This window comes from Paenibacillus sp. NN59, from assembly GCF_057597225.1.
This window is the reverse complement of record NZ_CP199678.1, coordinates 567,773-590,334: the sequence shown is the minus strand read 5'-3', so window position 1 is coordinate 590,334 and position 22,562 is coordinate 567,773. Positions and strand designations below refer to the sequence as shown.

Here is a 22,562-nt window from a genome sequence, read left to right as displayed (position 1 = left end):
TCGTTGCATAGATGATTGGGGTTCATCCATCTTCCAGTATATTTCCAGAATTATTACATAAGAAACTTACAGAAATGAGGGCATTTCACATGAAAACAACGATGTTCATCCGTTTAGGGCTCACCATGCTTCTGGCCCTGACACTGATCATGTTAGCTGCTTGTTCAACCGGCTCTAAAACAGCAACCACTGACGTAAAGACCAGAGTGGGAATTGTACTTACAGAGGTCGGTCTGGGAGACCGATCTTTTAATGATGCGGCTTTTAACGGACTGGTCAAGGCGAGAGACGAGAAAAGCATTGTTTTTGACTATCGTGAACCAAGCAAAGATTCGACTGCAGAAGCAGCGTTTGAGGAATTTTCCCAAGAAAAGTTCGATCTTATTATTGGTTTAAGCGATACCGTTCAAGCAGATATGGAGAAGGTTGCTGCCAAATATCCGGACCAGCAATTCCTTTTAATTGACAGTACCTCTGAGCTTCCTAACATCGCTTCCATTTCATTTCGCGCGGAGGAAGGCAGCTATCTGGCAGGTGTGATCGCAGGCATGGCTTCCAAGGAGAAACATGTCGGTTTCTTGGGCGGGATGGAAATTGCGGTGCTCAAAAATTTTGAGCAGGGTTTCAAACAGGGTGTGCTTGCTGTTAATCCAGAAGCTGCAGTAGATATCGTCTATGCTGGTGATTTTGGAAATGCCGATCTGGGCAAGCAACTCGCTGAGCAAATGATTCGGGAGAAAGGTGCCGACGTAATTTATGTGGCCGCTGGTCTTACCGGTGTCGGCGCACTGAATGAGATTCAAGCACTCGGCAAATACGCCATTGGTGTAGATACCGATCAGTTCTTTTTAGCGGAAAAAGCAATTCTGACATCCATGCTAAAAAATGTGGATGTCTCCATCTACAACGCCGTGAAGTCGTTTATCGAGAACAAACATACCTTCCCGAAAAAGGAGATCGTAGAAGGACTCGCCGAGAATGCTGTAGGCTTAACTGCACTGCATAACATCACGCTGAGTGATGAACAACAGCGGACTTTCGATGATCTGAAAGCCAAAATTTCTTCGGGTCAAACCAAAATCACAGTGAATCCATAACCCAAGATTCGAGGAGGCTCGCATATGAAACTACAGGGAAAACTTATTGTCAATGCTCTGATCTCACTGCTTCTATGCCTTGCGCTGGTCGCTTATATTATTATGGAACTGCTTAGCATGAATGCAAAAAATCAAAATCTGGTACCTGCGATGCTCAAGGTAAGTGAGCTGAACTCCAACCAGATTCAAACCCAGCAGGCACTGGATGTCTATTCCTTCTCAATGACTGCCGGCAATCAGGAAGCTGTTCTGCTTCTTCTAAAAGAAGGCCAAGCCATGATTAAGGAACTCAAAGGTGGATTGCTGGAAACGGAACAGGAGCTACAGCTCATCCAAACGGTTCAAACGAAGCTGCAAGCACTGGATCAGGGTGCAACCCAAGCGATGAGCAGCATGGATAGTGCGGAAGCAAAACGTTACAGTGCACGGGTTCGAGGCATACAGAATGACATCTACTCACTGAATGAGATAACGCGGGGACGCTACACTCAATATACGCTCGATCTGGAGAGTGACATCCAGCAGACATGGCAGATTGCTCTTGGCGGGGCTGTGCTCTTGTTCATCGCCGTCATGCTCTTTAATATGTACACATCACGTCAGATAGCCAAGCGTATTCGTCTGATCAAGGATGCTGCCGGGCATATTGCCAGTGGTGACCTGACCCAAACGCTGCCGGAACCTCGGGGGAAAGATGAACTGGATGATCTGAGCCGTTCTTTTGGGCAAATGACGAATAATATTCGCGGAATCATCCAATCCATTGACACGGCGGGGCAGCGAGTCGATCAGATGGCTCAGGATATTGATCGCGGTAATGATACGGTGCAAGCCATCGTACAGCAGGTGTCACGTACCACAGAAGAGCTGTCCGTTGGCAGTCAAAAAATTGCGGAAGATCTCAGCGAAACGGTTATAGTCGTAGACAAGATGCAGTCTACCTTTAACCATAATCTGGAGGCCACTGCCCAATCTGCCAAGGATGGACGCGATGTTCTAACCACAGTGGAAGAGGGAAACAAGGCGATTGAAGAACAGTTGCGACTCGCCGAAGTAAATCGCCATGCCATGTCCGAAGTGGAACAGACCGTGCTGGAGCTGGAAGAGAGCGCGGCTCGCATTACAACGATGACGGGATATGTATCCGAGATTGCCAAGCAAACCACCATGCTCTCCCTGAACGCTTCCATTGAAGCTGCACGTGCCGGGGAAGCCGGACGCGGATTCGCTGTTGTGGCTGGAGAAGTGAACAAGCTGGCCGAGCAGTCTGCTCAATCCGTCAAACATATCTATGCCGCCGTTAACGAGATTACAGCCTCGATGGAAAAAGTAAAAAGTTCCGTGGTGCAAAGCATGCAACTCTTTGGGGAACAGGAGCACGCCACCAGTCAGACTCAACAATCCTTCTCGGCGATTCGCGAGAGTGTGGAGCGCATCAGCGAAGGCATTCAGCAGCTTGCAGAGGACATGTCACAATCCAACAAACTTAGTTCACAGGTGCAACAGGCGATTGAAAACATCAGTGCCATCACCGAGCAATCTGCAGCCAGCAGTGAAGAAATCACTGCTTCCACCGCAGAACAACAACGTTCTTTCTCCGAAGCCAGTATCAAGGTCAAGTCACTTCGTGATATCAGTGCTGAGATGCATCAGGAACTCCAGCGTTTCCGTCTGTAAGAGGAGTCCACGAGATGTGTGTACCTGTAGTAAAGTAATCAATGAAGCTGCAGTATGCACGCGGAGTATGAGGATTATGTGAGCGAAAGGTGAGTGAAAATTAAATTTTATCCTAACGATCTCAGATGAGCTTATTTGCATGATTCTGAGTCGTTTGAAATTCTAACGATCCCCAGAGAGCTTATTTGGGCCAAAGTGGAGGGAAATGTCTCCTTTTTATAATAAATGATTGAAATAAGGTTCCCTGAGATCGTTAGAAAATAAAACGGGTGAATACGTGCCCAATAAGGTTTCTCATGATCGTTAGAAATGTTCACCCTGAAAAAGAATGCAGATCGGCACTAAGAAACGTTGTTCCGTCAACACTTGAATAGGCAGTAGGTCATGTTAGTGAGTTGGAACGATAGAATGTGCGATGGTCAGGTTAATCAAGTTGGGCTGATGAATGTGCAATGGGTGGGTAGATGAGTTGGGTAGATACTGTAACAATGTTTCCAAATGGGTGGTTCGGTGCTTTCAATAAAAAACGATATAGATTGTTTTTTATTTATAAATTCACTTTATATGAGAAAGGAGCCCCTCGAGATGATGGCGGGCTCCTTTTTCATATGTTTATACTTTCATGTGATAGGTATTTAAACATTATCGCTTCCGTATGATCCTGCACGCTGGATTGAACATTCCTCTACAGTGCATCGATAATATCTCCTGCCAGCAAGGAAGATGGATCGCCTCGCCGCAATGCTGCCCGTTCGGCAGCCTGTCCGTGCAGGTATACACCGAACGCGGCGGCTTGTTCCGCGCCTAGCCCTTGAGCAAGCAGACCGGCGATGATGCCGGTCAACACGTCACCGGCACCGCCTGTTGCCATGCCGGCGTGGCCGGTGGTGTTGATGTACGCCTCGCCGGAAGGCGTTGCGATGACCGTTCGTGCTCCTTTGAGCACAAGGGTCACGCCCTGCTCGCGGGCGTACCGTGCAGCGTGTCCAATTCGGTCACGCTGCACTTCGGGGGTCGACATGCGCAGCAGTCGGCCCATCTCGCCAGGGTGCGGCGTCAGTATGGTCGCCGCACTGCGCTGGCCCCAGGTGCGTGGCCCATCTGGGCCTGCATCTGCCAGCATGTTGAGGGCGTCCGCGTCGATGACGAGCGGACGATCCGTCTGTTGCCACAGACGGCGCAGCCAGTCGGTGTCGCCTTCGAAGCGACCAAGGCCCGGGCCGGTCGCAAGCACGTCGCGGCTCTCCGCAAGGCGCAGCACCGCTGCGGCGGAAGCCGCGTTCCATTCGCCGCTGGCGCCATCGGCTGCAGCGGCGAGCATCAGCTCAGGCACGTTGCCGATGACATGCGGCAACAGTGCCGCGGGCAGCGCCCATGTGGCGAGCCCGCAACCTGCGCGTAGCGCGGCTTTGGCCGAGAGCAGGCCAGCGCCGCTCATCGGCATGCTTCCTGCGGCCAGCAATACATGGCCGTAGGTGCCCTTATGGCCGTCCGGTGCCCGGCGACGGCCTGTGTCCACGCGCAGCGCACCCCGCAGCACCTCGTCCGTTAGCAAACGGACCGAGGGGCCATGCTCTGGCGCAAGGCGCGCGGGAATGCCGATGGCGCGCACAACGATGCGCCCCGCGGCAGAAGCGCCCGGGTACTGTACCAGACCACGCTTAAGCAGCGCAAGGCATACCGTCACCCGGGCTTCAATGCACGGCTCGTACACCTCACCGGTGTCGGCGTCCAGCCCGCTTGGCACATCGGCGGATACGACTGGCTTACCGCTGTCGTTCGCCGCGCGAATCAGCGCCGCGTATGCTCCGCGCGGCGCACCACGCGAGCCGGTGCCCAGTAGCGCATCGACGATGCCTGTGCACCGGCTAAAGTCCACGGCTTCGCGCCCGTGGACAATGGCAGGGATGCCGAGCTTCGCGGCGGCATCCCGTTGCACTGCGGCTTCGCCCCGCAGTGCCTCCGGGGCATCGGCGTAGACTAACGTCACGCCCAGCCCCGCTTCAACCAAATGGCGCGCCGCAACCAGCCCGTCGCCGCCATTGTTGCCCTTGCCGATCAGCATGTACCAATGCTGATCACCGGGATGCGCCATCACCAGCGCCGGATCGGCGATGATGTCACCCCCGTAACCTACGCGGTCGCCGGGCCCGGTATGTGCCCGTAACGCCTCTTTTCGCTGGCCGCGATCAGGCCAGCCACCCCCACCTTCACCAATGTTTCTGTGCCGTGCTTCATCACTTTCAGCATGACTGCCTTCACCCCAGCCACGATCACCCCGACTGCCATCCTCTTGCCATTCCCGGCACAGCTTGATAACTTCCTCGGCGATAGCTCTGCCTGCATTCTCCATCAGACTGGCCGCAGGAATACCAAGCTGCTGAATCGTATACTCGTCCATAGCCCGCATCTGATCAGCGGTTACGATAAACAACACTCATCCCTCCCCGGTCGTGTTATGAATAACACTGCTTAGAGCATCACACTCATGGGTATTCCATTCTCATAAGTTTTCCATTGCCATTAGTTTCCCAATCTATCGTGTGTTACTCGTTTTCCGACCATTCGTGCCTTATGAGTTTTCAACCCATTCATGTCTCATTGGTTCTCCACTCACTCGTGGTTTGCGCCAAGGGCTTATCTGTCACATCTATAATTATCCCATTTGCTTATCTATCCTCAGTTAGTACCCCACCGTAAACCGCGCTTGAACAAATTGCGGATCATCCAGTTCGTCCACCAAAGCTGCGGCAAAATCACCTACAGAAATGCTGCTTTCGCCCAGATCATCTGTAATGACACGAGTCATGCCAATCCGGAATTGACCTGTTCTCCGCCCTGTCGTAATCGTTGCTGCCGGACTCATATACGTCCAGTGAATGTTGGATTCTTCCAAAAGCCCATAAGCATCCGCATGAGCCTGCGCAAGAGGTTTGATTTCCTCCGGGAATCCAGGGGTATTCATCAGCATTTCACCTGAATCGGTCATCAGACTACCTGCTCCGCCTACAACAACCAGACGCCCGGCATTCGCACGGCGCACGCCTTCGATCAGTGAACGCGTTACCTCCAGCAGTTCCTCTTCTTCGCCAAACTTCGGCCCGTAAGCACTCACTACCGCTTCTTGTCCCGCTGCAAAATCTGCAACCTGATCCGGGTTAAGCACATCTCCCTGCTCCACACGCAAGCGCTCATGCACCATCTCCACCTTGGACGGATCACGTACGACTGCTGTCACTTCATGACCACGATCCATCAATTCCCACAAAATCGTCTTACCAATCGCTCCTGTCGCTCCAAAAATAGTTACTTTCATATCTGAATCCCTCTTTTCTATCGATGTCATCTAAATAAGCTGTACCGTTATTTTAATACTTAATCCTGTTGTTATATACCTTAAACGGCTCACGCCATCTTAAACCGGATAAACCTACTTGTAAACTCGAATCTTCATCAGCGGAACCAACACCTCAGCTGAGCGTTTCTATTTCATTCGCATATTGTAGATTTCTTTATAAATGTTCTCCCAGGTTTCAACCCATTCTTCTCTCGTCTAATTAGATCCACGTACGCCAAAAAAGCCGCACGGGCGGCTTCCACATTTTATCTTGATCATCTTACCCTGGCTGAGTTACCTTGTTACGGGTTAGAAAATGAACCGACTTCGCCGCCCAGATTCGCTCCGCATACACCTCATGCTGAAGATCATCTATGATATGCAGTTCAAGTTGCCTGTCTTTCGCCTCTACAGGCTCCTTCCGCTTGAATATCTCCTGATATAAACGCTCCGTCTGTTCCACGGGGCAGAGCTGATCATTCCGTCCATGGACAAGCTGTAGATCTACTTCACACAATCCAGACGCATAGGTTAACGGGCTTCTCTCCCGCAGTGCGGATTCATCCTGTAACAATCCTCCAATTTCCATCTGCAAAAACGATCTTAGCTTCGCCCCACCACCAGCATACAAGCTGCTTAAGTCCGTAAACGGTGCGCAAGCCACAACGGCGCTCCACAGTTCCGGGTTTCTACCTGCCCCTAACAGCGCTAAATAAGCCCCATAACTGACGCCATACAGTGAAACTGCCGAATATGAACCCAAGACCTGCTCTCGAATAATCCGAATAACATCTGCATCCACACCGCCCCAATCATTCTGAATACGTTGCTTGTAATCAGAACCGAATCCTGAACTACCGGGATAATTCAGCCCAATCACCCTCACTCCAGCCTCACATAAACGCGCAATAACCGGACTGTAACTGTCCAGAAGGCAATTATGAGGCCCGCCGTGCAGATAGATGACTGCCTGTCCTTCACCTCCCGGATGGATATCCATATAAGGAATGAACTCATTCCCGTAACGCAGGTGTTTGTACTTGGTCTCCGGTTGCTGTACAAGATTACTCACAAGTGCATCCCCATGCCTGACCGAAAGTGGGGTAATGTCACCAAACGATTCAGATATTTTATACCTGGCGGGCACCGGGGCAGTCGTAATGGACTCGAATTTACCTATGAGACTCTGCTTGTCCTTGCTGTGAACCGCTTGCGTTAACGTTCCGGGATAGTCACACAGCTCAAATGTCTTTGTTCCATCCAGCGTGTACTGAACGTATTGCCACTTACCACGCCTTATTCCCTCGCATAAGATATGCTGTCGATCCACATCCAGCTGGATACGAATCAACTCAGAGAACGGCTCACTGTGCTCCAGACTACCTTGAACAACATTCTCCTGAACGCTCATCCAGCCAGGATAAAAACCATCTCCCGCCGGAATGCAGACAGCAATCTGATCACCCTGCTTGTCCATCACCGGATAAGCATATTCCTGATAAGGAATTTCCCGAGATGATCCGGTATCTTTCCCGTAAAAATATACTCTGCCAACCCCGCCTACATTAACACCAATCTCTCGCTCAGGCTTGGCCCAAAACACAAATTGCGGGTTATCCAGTTCTGGAGTAACCCACTCGGCTTTTTCCTTTACGGGATCGTACAGCCCGATCTGCACCGTTCCTGAACGATGCCGAACGGCAAAAAGCAGCAGGAGTTGTGCATCTTGCCAGGCAAACTGCATCACCGGAAACGGTAATTTTAGAGAGAGCGTTTGAATCATGCTTATGCGCTCCTGCTCTTTTTGAAATACATGAATCCATCTCTCCGTCTTCTCCAGGGTGATTGCCACCACTTGGTCTGTTCCGATGAATTGAACATGCTGTACAGTCTGGCCCCGTTCTGTCCAATGATCGGAAAGACAAAGCACACCTTGAACATCGCCAGCATCGTCAAGCCCACACCATTCACATGTCTGGTCGTCATAACACAAGACCATGCTTGTCCGCTCCCGGTTCACACTCATTCGGTTCAGGAATGCATTGCCCAACCGGATTCCCTCCCCTCATGCCAATGCTTGAATTGCTCCCAGGTATCAAGCTGTAGTCCCAGCTTGAGCGTAAGCTGATGCTGTGTGGCCGTTGCAGCAGGACTCTCTGTTCCCAAACTACTTAACGCTTGCCGGATCAAACGGATTTGCTTCAGATTGGTTGCTGGCAATCCCGCGATCAGAAGACGATACACCTCCGCAGCATGTTCCTCTTCCCCTTGCTGGATGAGCACGCCAGCCATTTCGATTGAACGTTGCAACAATTTGGAAGGAATTGAACCCGTCTTCATCCGTAACACTTGAATCAACATTTTGTATTCTAACTCCTGCTCGCCGAGTTGTTGATATACCGACATTTTTAATTGAAGTATATGCCCGAGCCAACCCGAGTACACACCTGTACAGAGCTTTTCGCCAGCTATTAGTGTCGTCTCGGCATCCATGAGAAGTCCTGCCCGGATCTGTAACCCTGCAATATTTAGAGCCGTTTGAATCTGAAAAACATGCCGATCCGGCCCTGGAGGAAGCTCACGAATACGCATCCCGGCTCGCTTCTCCAGTTCAATTGCACGTGAGATGTGGCCTTCCTGCATCTCAATTAATGCTTCACCGTTATCTAGTGCCGCCTCTTTTCCAATACGATAAACTTCGTCCAATTCCTCATGCTCCAGAACGGCCCGAGCGTGAGCATAACATTCTCTTGCCGCGTCATAATCATCCCCATTTTTGGTTAATAACTGACCCAGTTCAAACCATAGAATGGCCTGCTGCGAAGCTGATAATTGTTGGAATATGGCGTTTTGACTAAAAAAGCGAAAACAAGCCCTGTACCGCAGGTGATTATCCGATTTGCACAACAAAATCCAGGCCAGCCTGTTATATAGAGCCAATGCTTTACGTTGTTGTTTACCTTCCGCTTCATCGTGCCTACCAGCCATCCGCAACTGTTCATTTAACAAACGCCGGGTATGTTCCGGTGTATCTCTCACCAGAGAAATAGCCAGCCTCGATACATGTTGGGGAAGGTTAACACTCACGGGATATTGATGAAAAAATAACAATACGCTTACGTCCTTTAGTTTTTGACGATAGAGCAGATGATGTATGGCTCCCAAATCTGCAGGATGCAGACCGGAGACCACCTCAACCAAGATCCATTTCCGTGGCCCCGGTGCCCAGCCGGCTCGATGGAATCGGAGCAATGCATTTTTGCATGCCACCAGATCATCAATCGGGTGAACAGGGTTCAACTGATAAATGAATGGCAACGTGTGATACGTATCATCAAGCACAAGGCGAATCGCCTGATCCTGCCAATGCATACTTAACTTGCGTAGCTCTTGCTGCACAATATCCGAACGTCCTTCAACCACAAATAACCCTGGTTCGTGGCTCGCACGAAACCATGTACTTCTCAGATCATGATAGTCCGTACTTTCCAGCAAAACAGGTTTCATGAGGACTCCCTCTCTTTCCTGATCCGGCATACATGTATAAGTTCAGGCACCTGCTGTAAAGGCAATGCACTCATCAAGCGATAGCTCCCTTGATTGTTTGCATCAAGAGAAGCCTTAATCTGCTTTTCCGGGTCGGAACTGCACTGATGTAGAGCATAAGCAACAAGCCACCGTGCCCAGCCCTTGCGTTTTGCCGCAGGCATGGTGAATATATGTGACAGAAGGATGCTATCAAACTCATCACTTAACAGACAGCCTCCGATCTTCGTTCCTTCCAGTTCCACAAGTCCCGACCCTTCCAGTAAACGTCCATACAGCCCTTCATAGATATCATCCACTGCCTTGCGAGCAGCTTGGATTCCGGGGCAGGTTGGATCACTGCTTTGAAGCAAATGAGCCATAACTTCCTCTTGCCCTTCTGCAGGCAACCACTTCCCGTTCAGGTCCGGCATAACCGGAACAGAAATGTGCTTCAGATCACCGTAAAAGCGATATCGATGGGCAAGCACATCTGCCTTATACCCGAGCCTTTCCCATGGAAACGAGGCGGGTGCAGTTACATATATAGAGGAGTAGGACAACGTATCCAATAAGGATGTGATCCGTCCTTCCCAATATGCATGAGATGAAGCTTCACTCCATAAATCCATCATATATTGACCTTCCCCATGATCTATCAATAGCATGGAAGAGCTCGTTTCTCTTTTCCCAGGCTCACTGGCATAGTATCGACCCCCGACCTTGCCGGGTTCATGCTGACATTGTGGCAGGATATCAGCTATGGATGTTTGCATCATATACCTGCACCTCCCTGGTCTGGTCGAAGCCTGAATATACCATGGGTTCATGAGAAACCGCAGGATAAAATCGACGAAGCAGAAAAGAGTAAATCCCCATGTATCCCGTCATATAGTCCGGGGAGAATGATTCCATATCCTCCAGTGGCCACATCCAAAAGTCTTCCTGCACATCACTGCGAAGCATGTATAGACTCTGTGTATACTCTTTCAATTTGGCTTCGTATCTGCCAGGGAAACTCCGATTGGCCATGATCAAAAAGTCCCCGTTACCCGCGATCCCATGACACTGGCCGAAAGAAGCAAAAATGGTCGACTGGGCTACCGCATCCGCGGCCTGCTGACCAAGTCTGTAACATACCGGATCTTGCAGAACCTCGGCTGCAGTCAGTAAAAACCGTCCTATACCCGCCGAACCATTACACCAATGAACCCAGAGAGCATCCGGCTTTTCGGGGGAAGCAGGCCATAACCTCACCCCATTCTTGCCTTTGTAACTCGCATGTTCCAGCGTGTCCACAATGCGCTTCACCGCCGAATAATACTCGCCCTTCCCCGTCTGCTTCGCTAAAGCAAGCAAGAAATAACCGATCCCTGCCATGCCATGCGAAAACCCATACGAATGGTGGCTTTTTTTATCCGACTTGTCCTTCACTTCCCACATGCTCAGCCCGTCTTCTGTTCGCTTTTCCTGCTGTAAAATCATTTCACCGAGTTCATCAGCCCTTATCAAAAGTTCGGAACAACCTCCAAGATGATGTACCTCCATCAGCATTAATCCTAAACCTGCCGCTCCATGACTGATATTGGTTTGAACCGGGTCATGCCTCGTCATCTCCAAGGCCAGATTTTCAGCAATGCGAAGTAACGGTTTATCATCCAGCGCATCCGCTGTCTGTGCCAGTGCCCAAGGAACAGCCCCATAACCGAAATACAGGCTTTCTGGCGTTTCTCCGGGAACATAAGGCGTATGATTCAATATCCACTCCAATACTTCACGTGCATACTGATGATAATGTCTGTTCTGCGTAATCTGCCCAAGCTGATGAAAACCGTAGGCCATGCCCGTCCATCCAAAGTTGAAATTAGCCGGGTGAAACATCTTGCTCATCCTATTTTCGGGATATAACTGATGAGGATGATTAAAATCAAGAGATTGAACCAACTTGGTAGCCATAAGCTCGGCTTGATGAAGTACTTCTTCTGCCGTCATGCCTGCTTCATTCGCGCACGAAGATTGCTCGCTCCCTGTTAAATCTCCCTTAGCTTGTTCACACTTACGTATTAGCTGTTCACGTATTTCAGATAAATCATTATATCGTGCAGACATGATCTCGATCCCCAGACTTCCCAGCTCAAGAAGCTGTTTATCATTGAGATTGTCCAAATAGACTTGTCCAGCAGACAGATGAGACTGTCTGTATTTCAGATAAGGGTCCATGGAGGTTGCCATGTAATAATAAACGGCTCCCAGCGCGTAGAGATCATCGGAGTATTCCGATCGCTGACTGTGCTCTCTTCCTCGAAGCACATAACCAGGCGTGTGCCCTGTTAATGGTTTCACCTGACTTTTGCTATCTTTCACATAGGCTAACTCCAGATCGATCAACCGCACACTTCCGTCAAACATCACAACAATGTTATTCGGAGTTAAATCGTTGATGACAATGCCTCTATCGTGAAAATGTTCTACAATATCCAGAATATCTAAGCCGATTCGGTAAAATTCTGCCTGATGAATGCCATCGGCAGCTACATGTCTGCGGTGGACATGCTCGCGCAAGCTGATGCTCTCAAAGTATTCCAGAATCAGATATCGATTCCGTTCAGCACTGAACAGATCGATTGGCCGCGGAGTATACCCCGTATCCTTCATCAGATCAAGCACATGATACTCGTTATCCAGATAATCACGGGCAGAACGTCCGGCACCATCCACACGCATGAGATGAACCGCTTCTTTCATCACAGCTTGCTCATGCCGGGACGTGGAGACAAGAAATACGCCTCCTTTGCCCGATTTTTTGAGCACCCGCTTCACACGGATTTTACGTATTCCGAACTCATTGTTACTGGAATTATCGGGATTATTTACTGCCTCATTTTCTTTCTTCCACCCGGCCTGTATGCTCACCAGTTCTTCCGGCTCGTCTACCCACTCGGGCTTGTATCTGCCTGGTATTCTCCGGTCTTCCTCCAGTCTACCTTCCGGGTTCCGGATCGCATATACTTTTGCCCCAGAGTAACGATCATAATAGAACCGGTCTACAAAGGCTCCATAGCGATAAAATACACATGAACTTCCCCGATAAGCCCGATCTGTAGGGATCGCGGGGCCTTTAAGATCACCCGTACAAACATACATCTCCTCAAGCAATTGTATAAATTGTTCATCACTGCGTGCATAGATCGTCACACACTTCCCGGTCTGAGGTAGCGGTGTAGAACCATTGGATGTTTCAATTAACTTTAGCCCACTATTTACGACTTTCCACATCACACCATACGTTGTCAGAATGGGTGTAATCCTTCGTAGCAGTTCCGCTCCCTCTACAGGCACAACCGATAAATGAATCTTCCATCCCTGCGGGGGAAGTGTTAATCGGTCCGGTTTAAAACAAATCCAATGGCCGTCATTCGACCATTGGATGGATTCGGGTAGATCCCGGATTATATAATGCAAAGCGTTCTCATAGGCGTCCTTCTTTTCAGTCAGGCTTGCTGATTTCAATGAGAATCACTCCTTTTTTGAAGTAGAGTAAGAGGGGGAGGTACAATTATTTTAGTTTAGTAATGCGAAATCAAAGACTTATCTTACGAATCATTCAGTGGTTCGAGACGATGAAGAGTTCTAAGCCTCTACAACGATCGTTTGTGAGCTTGTCCAGCTGCACACTGTACACAAGCTAGTTTCCTCGAACATGTTGTTATCCTCTTCAACCTCCAGAGCCATCAAATCCTGTACAGATAAAATTTCCTTGTTTTCCATGATAAATTACCTCCCATTTGTCTCCCCCTCTTATAAACCAAATTCTACATAAAATTTTAAATTCCTTCTTTTTAATTGAATTTTTTTACAAAAATTATTTAAGAAACCCATATATAGTTGTAATACATGTCATAACCTTTGGTTTTCCCTTAAAAAAAGGAGTAATCTGACATCAAATTCCAGACGAAACGGACGATTTCCTGTGTGAGGTATGTCCTGCTCGATCTTCCCGAAAAGGTCTGACAAACAGGCTTGCCGTGCCCATAAAAATAACAAACATGCCGATTCCCATGTACACCCATGAAGGACTATAGGCTTCAATTAACCATCCTCCGAGTAACAAACCGAGCGGGTTACTAACACCACTCATAAGTACTCCCATACTGTTCATGACACGTCCTCTTTTTTCTTCCGGTGTAGATAACAGAATGGAAGTGACTAACGGTACATTTACAAGAGCAAGCCCCAACATCAACAGGAAAGAGCAGGCAATGGCAAAGTACAAGTTAGGATACATCGGCATGAACAGCAAGCTTGCGCCCGAGATCAGATAACTGATTAGGAACCAATGGGCGAGTGACAGACGTTTGGCATATTTTCCACTAAGCAAAGAACCAACGATACTGCCAGCGGCAAAAGCAGATTGAAGCAACCCATATCCTTGTGGCCCGGCTTCAAGCACCATATTGGCAAAAATCGGCGTGAAGATATGTAGCGGGGCCCCTGCAAAATTGATAATGGCACCAAAGATAATACAGCAGGCCAAAACTTTGTTTGAAAATAAAAAGGTAATCCCTTGCATGCTGTCTTTGACAAAACCTGAAAATCCTTTTTGTTTGACCACTTTGGTCACAGGAATACGAATGAAGGCAATCGCAAGTGCGGATAACAGAAAAGTGATCGCATAGATGAACAAGATGGATTGTACGGAGATAAAGGCAATTAAAATTCCCCCTAGAGCATAACCGAGCAGTTCTATCGTTTTGGAGGAGGAGTTCAATAGGGCATTGGCTGGAGCGAGTTGCTCAGTCGGTTTGGGCAGAATCGCCGGAATGACCGTCTGAGTGGCAGGGTTGAACATGAAACCGAGAATCGCAATGAGCAGATTGGCTACATAGATATGCCACGGAAGCATGCTACCCGTCAGAAATAGAATCGCTAAGATACAAGCAATAACGGCTCTCCATATGTCGGTCCAGATCAGCAATGGTTTCTTTGGCAGACGGTCACTGATCGTTGCAAGTGGAATACCCAGGAAAGCGTAGATCAAATAGGGAAGCATCGGAATTAGTGCCGCAGCAAGTGCGGATTCAGTTAACTGCAAGATGTACCACATCGTGGCCATGGAAAATAAAATCTGACCTGCACCTGAGACAAGCCTGCCTACCAGCAGCACTGTAAAGGAAGGTATTCGTAACACGGCAAGATAGCCGTCTTCGCCAGTCTTATTCGTTGTTTTCTGGTTCATTTCCATCGCCTCCAATCGGAATCTCCCCACGCTCATCCCCTTGTTTTAATTGAGCAACCAGACCCGATTCTTGTATTCTTCGCTGCATTTTGGCTTTAACTTCTTCCAGCTCAGCTGTGTACTCCTGTAACTCGTGAAACAGTGTCTGGTGCGTGCGAATCCCTTCCCGAATCAGCATCGCTGTCGCATCTGAGCGGTTTTTGGCGAGTTCCAGAAATACCATTTGGTCGATCACATCAATCTCATCCTGACTTAATCGAACGGAAACTACCCCCTTGGTACCCGAAAGATTTTTAGCAGCCTGTTCCATTGATCGCTCGATCATTTGATTGAACTGTATTTTTTGATTTTTGTTCAACATATTTCCTCCATATTTTATAATCTGTAATTTGTAAATCGTAAATTGTATTTATTTTACATTATCATGTAAAAATATGGTTGTAAAGCAAAAAACCTTTGGTTTCCCAAAGGTTTGCGGTAACTATTTTTGTTGAACCTGCTGTATTGGCGGTTTCCGGTTTATACTTTATTCCCCCTGCCTCCACCACATGCCTTCCGATTTCGGGCTTGTATATTCAAAGCCAAATTGAGCATACAAGCGATCCGCAGGAACATCAGCCAGTAGACTGACCAACCCCCTCGCAGGCACGGCTTCACGCAAATAGTTCATAATTTCGATCATGATCAGTTTCCCATAGCCCTTCCCCTGAAGATCAGGATGCACTGCAATATCGACCACTTGAAAAAAACAACCACCATCCCCAATGACACGTCCCATCCCGATGAGAACGTCGGCTTCTCGCAAACACACCGCAAATAAACTGCGAGGCAGCCCTATCTCAGCCCCCTCCCGGCTCATCGGACTCAGCCCCGCAATCTGCCGCAGTGCCAAATATTCAACCGCAGCCGGCGGTGCATGTTCAATGTTCACCTCGTTCATCTGTTCCTCCCCTTTCTGATCTTGTATCTTATTGACCTGCATCAAACGCGTGGATATTTATGTTGATCTTCCTCTGTAATTTCCCTGATCACCCTGCATGGATTCCCAGCAGCAACAACGCCGGCAGGAATAGATTTTGTAACTACACTTCCTGCACCAATAACGGTGTTATCCCCAATGGTGACCCCTGGCAGAACAGATACCCCTCCACCTATCCAAACATTATTTCCTACCGAGATGGGTAGAGCAACCTCCAAACCTTGATTTCGCTGTTCCGCGTCAAGAGGATGCTCAGGTGTATAAAAGCCGCAATTGGGCCCGATAAATACATAATCTCCGAAACTGATCTTGCCCGCATCCAGCATGACAGTATTATGATTGCAATAAAAATGGTCTCCAATTTCAATGTTATATCCCTGATCGCAATAAAATGGCTGCTCAATCAGAAATTTCTCCCCGGTTTTCGCAAAAAGCTTCTGAATCAGTATTTCTCTGTCTTTTAGATTACTTGGGCGAATCTGGTTATAGTCATAACACATTTCCTTCGCATAAGTACGCTCTCGAATCAACTGTTTATCGTTATTATTATCGTAAAGCAAACCCCTCTGAGCCTTTTCTTTCTCTGTCCATTTCATGCTAATTTCCTCCAGAACCTGATTTCCTTTCATACAGATGTATCCTAACAAAAAACCAGGAATTCTCCAATTAAGAATGGATCATCTCCCATGGTTTACCTTCCAGTCTCCACACGCAATCTGCAAGTAAACTGGCTTCATATCTAATTAAATAAAAGCGTCATATATCGTACAATTCCATGCTCTAACTGCTTGAATTCATCTACTTCCTGTGTAATAGTGAGAGAAGGCTTGCGTAAAAGCGTGTTTAGATACGTCAAGTTGGTTGTAAAGGAGGAAATGTTGTGTTTCAACGTTGGTTGGATAACCTGTCATCACATCCCGATGCTACGTTTATACTGCTTGGTGTTGTTGCATTGCTTCTGGCAGCTTATCTATGGTCAGCCACAGAAATTCGGCGAAGCCATGAAAGGCATATGCAGAGGATACGAGATACATTATACATAAGCACAGGCCTTTTGGGACTACTTACCATTTGGGAACAACGAAAATATGAAGATCCCGCACAGGAACATCATGAGTTGTTACAAGCAATGCAGGCCTGCAAAGCGGCCTCATGCCTCTCCCCGCAGCTTCAGGATCAGATTCGTGACTGCGTTAAAAATGAAGATCCCGCCAGGCTTGCTCTGATGCATAAAGCACTTGAACGGGAGTGCACTGCACTATCGGATGAATTCAGCCGAAATACATATTCGGTGCACTGGGGCAGTGCCATCTGGAACATTCTCAGGCCTGCAGCTGAACCTGCCGCACTCACGGCCACAGCACTTTTAATCGGATACCTGTTCTACACAGAGCGTATCACTAGTACCCCCGTAGATTCCTGGGATAACCTGTTACCATGGTTTCAGGCCATTTCCCTCATGCTTACGATACTATACGGTTACCTGCTTTGGTCCAGCCCCAAGCGTGGCACTTCAGGAGCTCTGGTCAAATGGCTATCACTCTTGATCGCACTCTGCTCTTTGCTTCATCTGATCGGACTTGCGGCGGCCCCTTATGCCCTTGCTCTGCAACTCATTCTGTTTGTCTCCGGATTCGGATTAACTGGATCACGCTCCCGCAGCGAGCGCCCATATGCCGGACATGCTGAAACAGATGAAAACAGTAGCAATAGCCGTATGACTACGCCAGTACATGGAGCTGTTGTAGAGGATTCCCCTCCCCCTGTGACACCTCGCAGATCTGTATCGGCGTCCGACTAGTTCACACAAAAATGGCTATCCCTAAGTCATCACGACGACAGGGATAGCCTGTTTATTTTTTAAAATCAACCATGTAACACACAGGATTTTCATATGAAATGCTCTTAGGATAAGATGAAAAAGGATTATCCTTTCGCACTCGCGTTCGATCCACGAACGGAACGGGCGGAGTTGCTTCTAGCCGTATTGCCAGATTTGGAGGCATTGCCTGAGGACGTATTTTCAAAACGTTTGCGCTCGGTACGCTCCATCTGCACAATCTGTCCCTCATGTACCACAATATGCAATGAACCAAATTCCATGTCATCCAGCTGTCCGGCAATTCGGTTTAACCATACCTCATCCACTTTTAACGGCTTAGCCACTTGAGCCGCCTCCTCTTCTCGGGCTAACACCCGTTATTCATCCTGTACGTACCTGTCATTTAAAGTATTGAATTATAATTCATTCTTATCCAACCTATATACTTGGTTTATACCATATCAGGGCTTCCAGCAGCTGTCAATTGATATTTTGATCCACACTATGCCTTTTCTGCAACTGCTTTATGACCAAGCCAGCTCTTGAGTAGCAACGTAGCTAAAGCCAAGATTAACAGTAGGGAAGCGACGGCAAATGAGGCTGAAAACTGATATTCGTTATACAAAATCTCGACGTGCAGTGGCAAGGTATTGGTTTCTCCACGAATATGTCCGGATACAACCGACACTGCTCCAAATTCACCCATAGCACGTGCATTACACAGGATAATTCCGTAGAGAAGCCCCCATTTAATATTGGGTAATGTCACACTCCAGAAGATGCGCCACCCGGAGGCTCCAAGTGTTACAGCCGCTTCTTCTTCTCGCGTGCCTTGATCTTCCATCAACGGAATCAGCTCTCTCGCCACAAAAGGAAAGGTAATAAATAACGTCGCAATCACAATTCCCGGCAGTGCAAAAATGATTTTGATATCATGCTCTGCCAGCCACGGGCCAAACCATCCGTTTGAGCCAAACACCAGGACAAAGATCAAACCGCCAACGACAGGCGAGATGGAAAAGGGAAGATCAATCAGTGTGATGAGCAGTCCTTTACCTTTGAATTGGAACTTGGTGATGACCCAAGCCGCTGCCACGCCAAAGATCGTGTTGAGTGGAACAGTTATTGCGGCAACCAGCAGTGTCAGCTTCAGTGCAGACCAGGCATCCGGTTCCGTCAGCGCAGCGATGTAGACCCCCCAGCCTTGCTTCAACGCTTCCATAAGTACGATGACCAGTGGCAGGATCAGCAACCAGATCAGGACGAGACTCGCAAGTCCGATCAGTAGCCATTTTACCCAAGGTGCTTCTGTTGTGGCACGATTTGTACTGAGACCGGTTTTTACAGGTGGAACAGGACTAAGGGGAACAGAACCCGCCATATGTACACCCCCTTCGGTTTGGTGATTGCGCCACATTGTGGCAATGTAAATCCATCCGGGCCACCACGAATGGGCAAGCCGCACGGACAGAATGTGAAGTGATCAGGCACACTTCTGGCTCTACTATTGCTGCGATCACACTCTCCCGGCCTTCCGACTCCAGCGCTGGAGAGAGTTGATGATGAGCAGCAGGATAAATGAGATCAACAAGAGTAACAAGGCTACCGCTGTAGCCCCTGCGTAATCGAACTGCTCCAGCTTGGACATGATGAGCAGCGGCGCGATTTCCGTTTTCATCGGCATATTGCCTGAAATAAATACGACCGAACCGTACTCACCAATGCCCCGTGCAAAAGCCAGCGCAAACCCCGTTAGCAGAGGGGGGACGAGATCCGGCAGCAAAACGGCACGGAATATCCGCCATCGCCCCGCACCCAGCGTCGCAGCTGCTTCTTCGACCTCAGCTTCAAGCTCTTCCAGCACTGGCTGTACCGTACGCACGACAAAAGGGATGCCGATAAACATAAGTGCGAGTGTAATTCCCACTTGAGAGTATGCCAGCTTGATGCCCAAAGGTTCTACAAATTGTCCGATCCATCCATTCCCGGCATAGATCGCTGTCAGAGCCACCCCGGCTACGGCCGTGGGTAGCGCAAACGGAAGATCAATAACCGCATCGAACAATCTCTTACCGGGGAATTCATACCGAACCAGCACCCAGGCCAGAAGAAGGCCCAGGAACAGATCAATGAGTGCCGCCGCACCAGCTGTCAGGAAACTGACCCGGAACGAAGTCAGCACCCTTGGATTGGTAGCCACCTCCACCATCGTTGCCCAGGTCAATCCCGTGGAGTTGAATAACAGTGCCGTCAGCGGAATCAGCACGACCAGACTCAGGTAAAGCACGCTGTACCCCATCGTTAATCCGAATCCCGGCAATGTCCGCCTTCCCCGGGCCTCGATAACCTTGCTCATGCCTATTCATCCTCTCTGCCGTCAGCCGGTTAGGCTGGTTGGCTGCGTACAGCGCAATTTATGCTTTGTTTGATTTACTTTGACTGGTTTGCTTTGATTAATTTCTTTACTCGCTTCGGATGCTGTTGCCCTGTTATTCTTAGCTACCCGGCACGTAGATCTGGTCAAAGATGCCGCCATCTTTGAAGTGTTTGGCCTGGGTATCCCGCCAAGTACCAAAGACATCTTTTAACGTAAACAGCTCCAGCTTCGGAAACTGATCTTTGAATTTTTCCTTTACACTATCCAGCGTAGGACGGTAGTAATTTTCGGCAGCAATCGTCTGGCCTTCTTCGCTATATAGGTATTTGAGATACGCATCTGCCACGTCGCGAGTGCCTTTTTTATCCGCATTTTTATCCACGATCGCTACAGGAGGTTCAGCCAAAATGCTGATAGAAGGCACGACAATGTCAAATTTGTCTGGCCCTAACTCTTTGACAGAAAGGAATGCCTCATTCTCCCAAGCCAGCAATACATCGCCAATGCCGCGTTCCACAAATGTCGTTGTCGCCCCACGAGCACCCGAGTCAAGCACAGGGGCATGTTTGAACAGCTCTGCCACGAACTGCTTAGCCTTCTCTTCGTCGTTGTTGTTATGCTTCAGCGCGTAACCCCAGGCCGCTAAATAGTTCCACCGTGCTCCGCCTGATGTCTTCGGATTCGGAGTAATGACCTGCGTATCTCCTTTGATCAGATCATCCCAATCCTTGATGCCTTTCGGATTGCCTTTGCGCACCAGAAATACAATCGTGGACGTGTATGGTGAACTGTTGTGCTCGTATTTGTCCTGCCAGCCTGCATTAATCAGACCTTTATCTTCAATCGCATCGATATCATAGCCCAGTGCCAGTGTAACCACATCTGCATCCAGTCCGTCAATGACGGAACGGCTCTGTTTACCCGAACCTCCGTGAGATTGTTTGATGGTCACTTCCTGGCCTTTCTCTTTCAGCCAATGGGCGGCAAATGCTTTGTTATATTCCTCATAAAGTTCCCTTGTCGGGTCATAGGAGACATTGAGCAGTTCAACTGCTTTGCTGCCTTCTTTATTCCCATCTGTCCCCGTTCCTGTTGCTGCGCCCGCTGCACTTGACCCGTCGTTATTTGATCCGCAAGCTGCCAGCACCCCCGTTAACACCAATGCCAGCCCCATCAGAATTCCTTTGTGAACTCTCTTTTTCATCATCTTACACTCCCCCCGATATAAACTTGCATGATCAACTACAGGTCGGCAGAACAGCGATACGCACCAGAAAAGAACAAAAAGACGGAGGAACCCCCTGCGCATTCTTCCCTTCATCAAGTCATACCGACCCCTAAAGTCGTGTATGCTTCATCGGTAAAATGCACTGCGGTGTTCCTCCGTCTATACGGTGAGAACGTTATGCTGTTCAAGTGTTTGCAGTCATTTTTATTATTCCTACCTGTTTAGTAAGTTATATACGTATAATAAAGGCAGTCTATATGACTGTCAAACGTTTTTTTTCCGTTTTTTACCGAAATACCGCAACATTGACTCCACTTCCCTCCCTCACCATAATATAAAATATGAGACCAACACACCGACCACCCCTGTTACGTAAATCAGACGGATTCCGCCGGCAAAAACTAATGGTGCTACCCGAATCATTACTGATGGAAGCGGCTGCTTCCCCGGTGACATCGGGATTGTATGTTACGGATATTGGATATTTCCATGAAGCAGAGCATCATTATCGGGATCGCCCCGAAGGATGTGACTCCCACATTCTGATGTACTGCACGGAAGGCTCAGGCTGGTATGAACTGGAGCAGGGTAAAACCTGCAAGGTGCAACCGGGGAACCTGATTATTTTGCCCGCCCACGTTCCTCATATCTATGGTGCCAACACGGAAGAACCGTGGAGTATACACTGGTTTCACTTGCGCGGCGAACACGCCCATGCATATATCGAATCTTTGATCTCGCAGCAAATTACAACAATGCCACCTGCGAAGGCACAACGATGGCTGGAGCTTTTTCATGAGTGTTACGGCGCACTCGAAACCGGATATTCGCTGCAAACGATGACCTTTGCCTCACAGATTATTGGTTACATGCTGGGCTTGCTTGCTTACGGTTCCTATGCCTCTGCGACAGATAACGGAGTGATGACCAGCAAACAAGCAGCCGAGTATTCTGTACAGTATATGCTGGAGCACCTGGAGAGCGGGGTTACACTCAAGGAACTGGCAGCGCATGCCCGCTTGTCCGTGCCGCATTATTCCCAAGTGTTCAAACAGGTGACGGGTCATTCACCCATCGATTATTTCTTACGGCTCAAAATCCAGCATTCCTGCCGTTATCTTGATTTTACCGATTGGACAATCAAACAGATCAGCTCCGAGCTGGGGTTCAGTGACCCGTACTATTTTTCACGACTGTTCAGCAAAATGATGGGTCAATCCCCCACGGATTACCGGAACCAATCCAAAGGATAAATTTGTGGGAAATTCAGCAACCTTTTGAACA

General features: G+C 48.7%; 19 protein-coding genes. 4 read left to right on the top strand and 15 right to left on the bottom strand.

Going from position 1 to position 22,562, the window contains the following annotated elements; translation table 11 throughout:
- The first annotated feature begins 89 nt into the window (after positions 1–89).
- Both ACT89M_RS02710 and ACT89M_RS02705 read left to right on the top strand, forming a co-directional pair.
- Positions 90–1,097 carry a BMP family lipoprotein gene (locus ACT89M_RS02710; protein WP_154891389.1) on the top strand — a complete coding sequence of 336 codons (1,008 nt, stop codon included), beginning with the start codon at positions 90–92 and terminating at the stop codon, positions 1,095–1,097.
- A 24-nt stretch (positions 1,098–1,121) separates the two neighbouring features.
- Positions 1,122–2,774 (top strand): methyl-accepting chemotaxis protein, encoded by a 1,653-nt coding sequence (locus ACT89M_RS02705; protein ID WP_308722974.1) that lies wholly within the window; start codon positions 1,122–1,124, stop codon positions 2,772–2,774.
- Positions 2,775–3,459: 685 nt separating this feature from the next.
- Here ACT89M_RS02705 and ACT89M_RS02700 read toward each other — a convergent pair.
- From ACT89M_RS02700 to ACT89M_RS02650, 11 genes are all read right to left on the bottom strand, one after another.
- The gene (locus tag ACT89M_RS02700; RefSeq protein ID WP_487344984.1) at positions 3,460–5,208 is read right to left on the bottom strand and encodes an NAD(P)H-hydrate dehydratase; all 1,749 of its coding nucleotides are present in this window, start codon (positions 5,206–5,208) and stop codon (positions 3,460–3,462) included.
- Between the two features lie 249 nt (positions 5,209–5,457).
- Positions 5,458–6,090: an NAD(P)-dependent oxidoreductase gene (locus ACT89M_RS02695; RefSeq protein WP_090918666.1), complete on the bottom strand. Its 633-nt coding sequence runs from the start codon at positions 6,088–6,090 to the stop codon at positions 5,458–5,460.
- Positions 6,091–6,391: 301 nt separating this feature from the next.
- Entirely contained in the window at positions 6,392–8,161 is a 1,770-nt protein-coding gene (locus ACT89M_RS02690) for an alpha/beta hydrolase family protein (protein ID WP_487344983.1), read from the bottom strand.
- Positions 8,143–9,618: a hypothetical protein gene (locus ACT89M_RS02685; protein WP_154891393.1), complete on the bottom strand. Its 1,476-nt coding sequence runs from the start codon at positions 9,616–9,618 to the stop codon at positions 8,143–8,145. Before ACT89M_RS02685 ends, ACT89M_RS02690 begins: the two co-directional genes overlap by 19 nt.
- Positions 9,615–10,415, bottom strand: a complete 801-nt coding sequence (locus ACT89M_RS02680) for a GNAT family protein (RefSeq protein WP_154891394.1) — start codon at positions 10,413–10,415, stop codon at positions 9,615–9,617. Before ACT89M_RS02680 ends, ACT89M_RS02685 begins: the two co-directional genes overlap by 4 nt.
- Positions 10,393–13,146, bottom strand: coding sequence for a lanthionine synthetase LanC family protein (locus tag ACT89M_RS02675; protein WP_487344982.1), 2,754 nt, complete (start codon positions 13,144–13,146; stop codon positions 10,393–10,395). Before ACT89M_RS02675 ends, ACT89M_RS02680 begins: the two co-directional genes overlap by 23 nt.
- Positions 13,147–13,266: 120 nt before the next feature.
- Complete coding sequence (locus ACT89M_RS02670) at positions 13,267–13,404, bottom strand: hypothetical protein (RefSeq protein ID WP_161556981.1); 138 nt, start codon at positions 13,402–13,404, stop codon at positions 13,267–13,269.
- 172 nt (positions 13,405–13,576) lie between these two features.
- The gene (locus ACT89M_RS02665; RefSeq protein ID WP_186809799.1) at positions 13,577–14,872 is read right to left on the bottom strand and encodes an MFS transporter; all 1,296 of its coding nucleotides are present in this window, start codon (positions 14,870–14,872) and stop codon (positions 13,577–13,579) included.
- Positions 14,850–15,233 (bottom strand): ribbon-helix-helix domain-containing protein, encoded by a 384-nt coding sequence (locus ACT89M_RS02660; protein ID WP_222591863.1) that lies wholly within the window; start codon positions 15,231–15,233, stop codon positions 14,850–14,852. Before ACT89M_RS02660 ends, ACT89M_RS02665 begins: the two co-directional genes overlap by 23 nt.
- A 165-nt stretch (positions 15,234–15,398) precedes the next feature.
- Entirely contained in the window at positions 15,399–15,812 is a 414-nt protein-coding gene (locus ACT89M_RS02655; RefSeq protein ID WP_154891398.1) for a GNAT family N-acetyltransferase, read from the bottom strand.
- Positions 15,813–15,853: 41 nt separating this feature from the next.
- Positions 15,854–16,447: a sugar O-acetyltransferase gene (locus tag ACT89M_RS02650; RefSeq protein WP_154891399.1), complete on the bottom strand. Its 594-nt coding sequence runs from the start codon at positions 16,445–16,447 to the stop codon at positions 15,854–15,856.
- A gap of 284 nt (positions 16,448–16,731) precedes the next feature.
- Between ACT89M_RS02650 and ACT89M_RS02645 the strand changes: the two genes are divergently transcribed.
- A complete protein-coding gene (locus ACT89M_RS02645; protein WP_154891400.1) occupies positions 16,732–17,652 on the top strand; it encodes a hypothetical protein in 921 nt (306 codons plus the stop codon).
- 125 nt (positions 17,653–17,777) lie between these two features.
- Here ACT89M_RS02645 and ACT89M_RS02640 read toward each other — a convergent pair whose 3' ends face one another.
- The 4 genes from ACT89M_RS02640 to ACT89M_RS02625 all read right to left on the bottom strand — a co-directional run bounded on the left by ACT89M_RS02640 (position 17,778) and on the right by ACT89M_RS02625 (position 21,254).
- Positions 17,778–18,017, bottom strand: a complete 240-nt coding sequence (locus ACT89M_RS02640; protein WP_090918685.1) for a YezD family protein — start codon at positions 18,015–18,017, stop codon at positions 17,778–17,780.
- A 158-nt stretch (positions 18,018–18,175) separates the two neighbouring features.
- A complete protein-coding gene (cysW, locus tag ACT89M_RS02635; protein ID WP_154891401.1) occupies positions 18,176–19,054 on the bottom strand; it encodes a sulfate ABC transporter permease subunit CysW in 879 nt (292 codons plus the stop codon).
- A 135-nt stretch (positions 19,055–19,189) separates the two neighbouring features.
- Positions 19,190–20,029: a sulfate ABC transporter permease subunit CysT gene (gene cysT / locus ACT89M_RS02630; RefSeq protein WP_154891402.1), complete on the bottom strand. Its 840-nt coding sequence runs from the start codon at positions 20,027–20,029 to the stop codon at positions 19,190–19,192.
- Between the two features lie 139 nt (positions 20,030–20,168).
- Positions 20,169–21,254, bottom strand: coding sequence for a sulfate ABC transporter substrate-binding protein (locus ACT89M_RS02625; protein WP_154891473.1), 1,086 nt, complete (start codon positions 21,252–21,254; stop codon positions 20,169–20,171).
- 428 nt (positions 21,255–21,682) lie between these two features.
- Between ACT89M_RS02625 and ACT89M_RS02620 the strand changes: the two genes are divergently transcribed.
- Entirely contained in the window at positions 21,683–22,531 is an 849-nt protein-coding gene (locus ACT89M_RS02620; protein WP_186809801.1) for an AraC family transcriptional regulator, read from the top strand.
- Positions 22,532–22,562 lie beyond the last annotated feature (31 nt).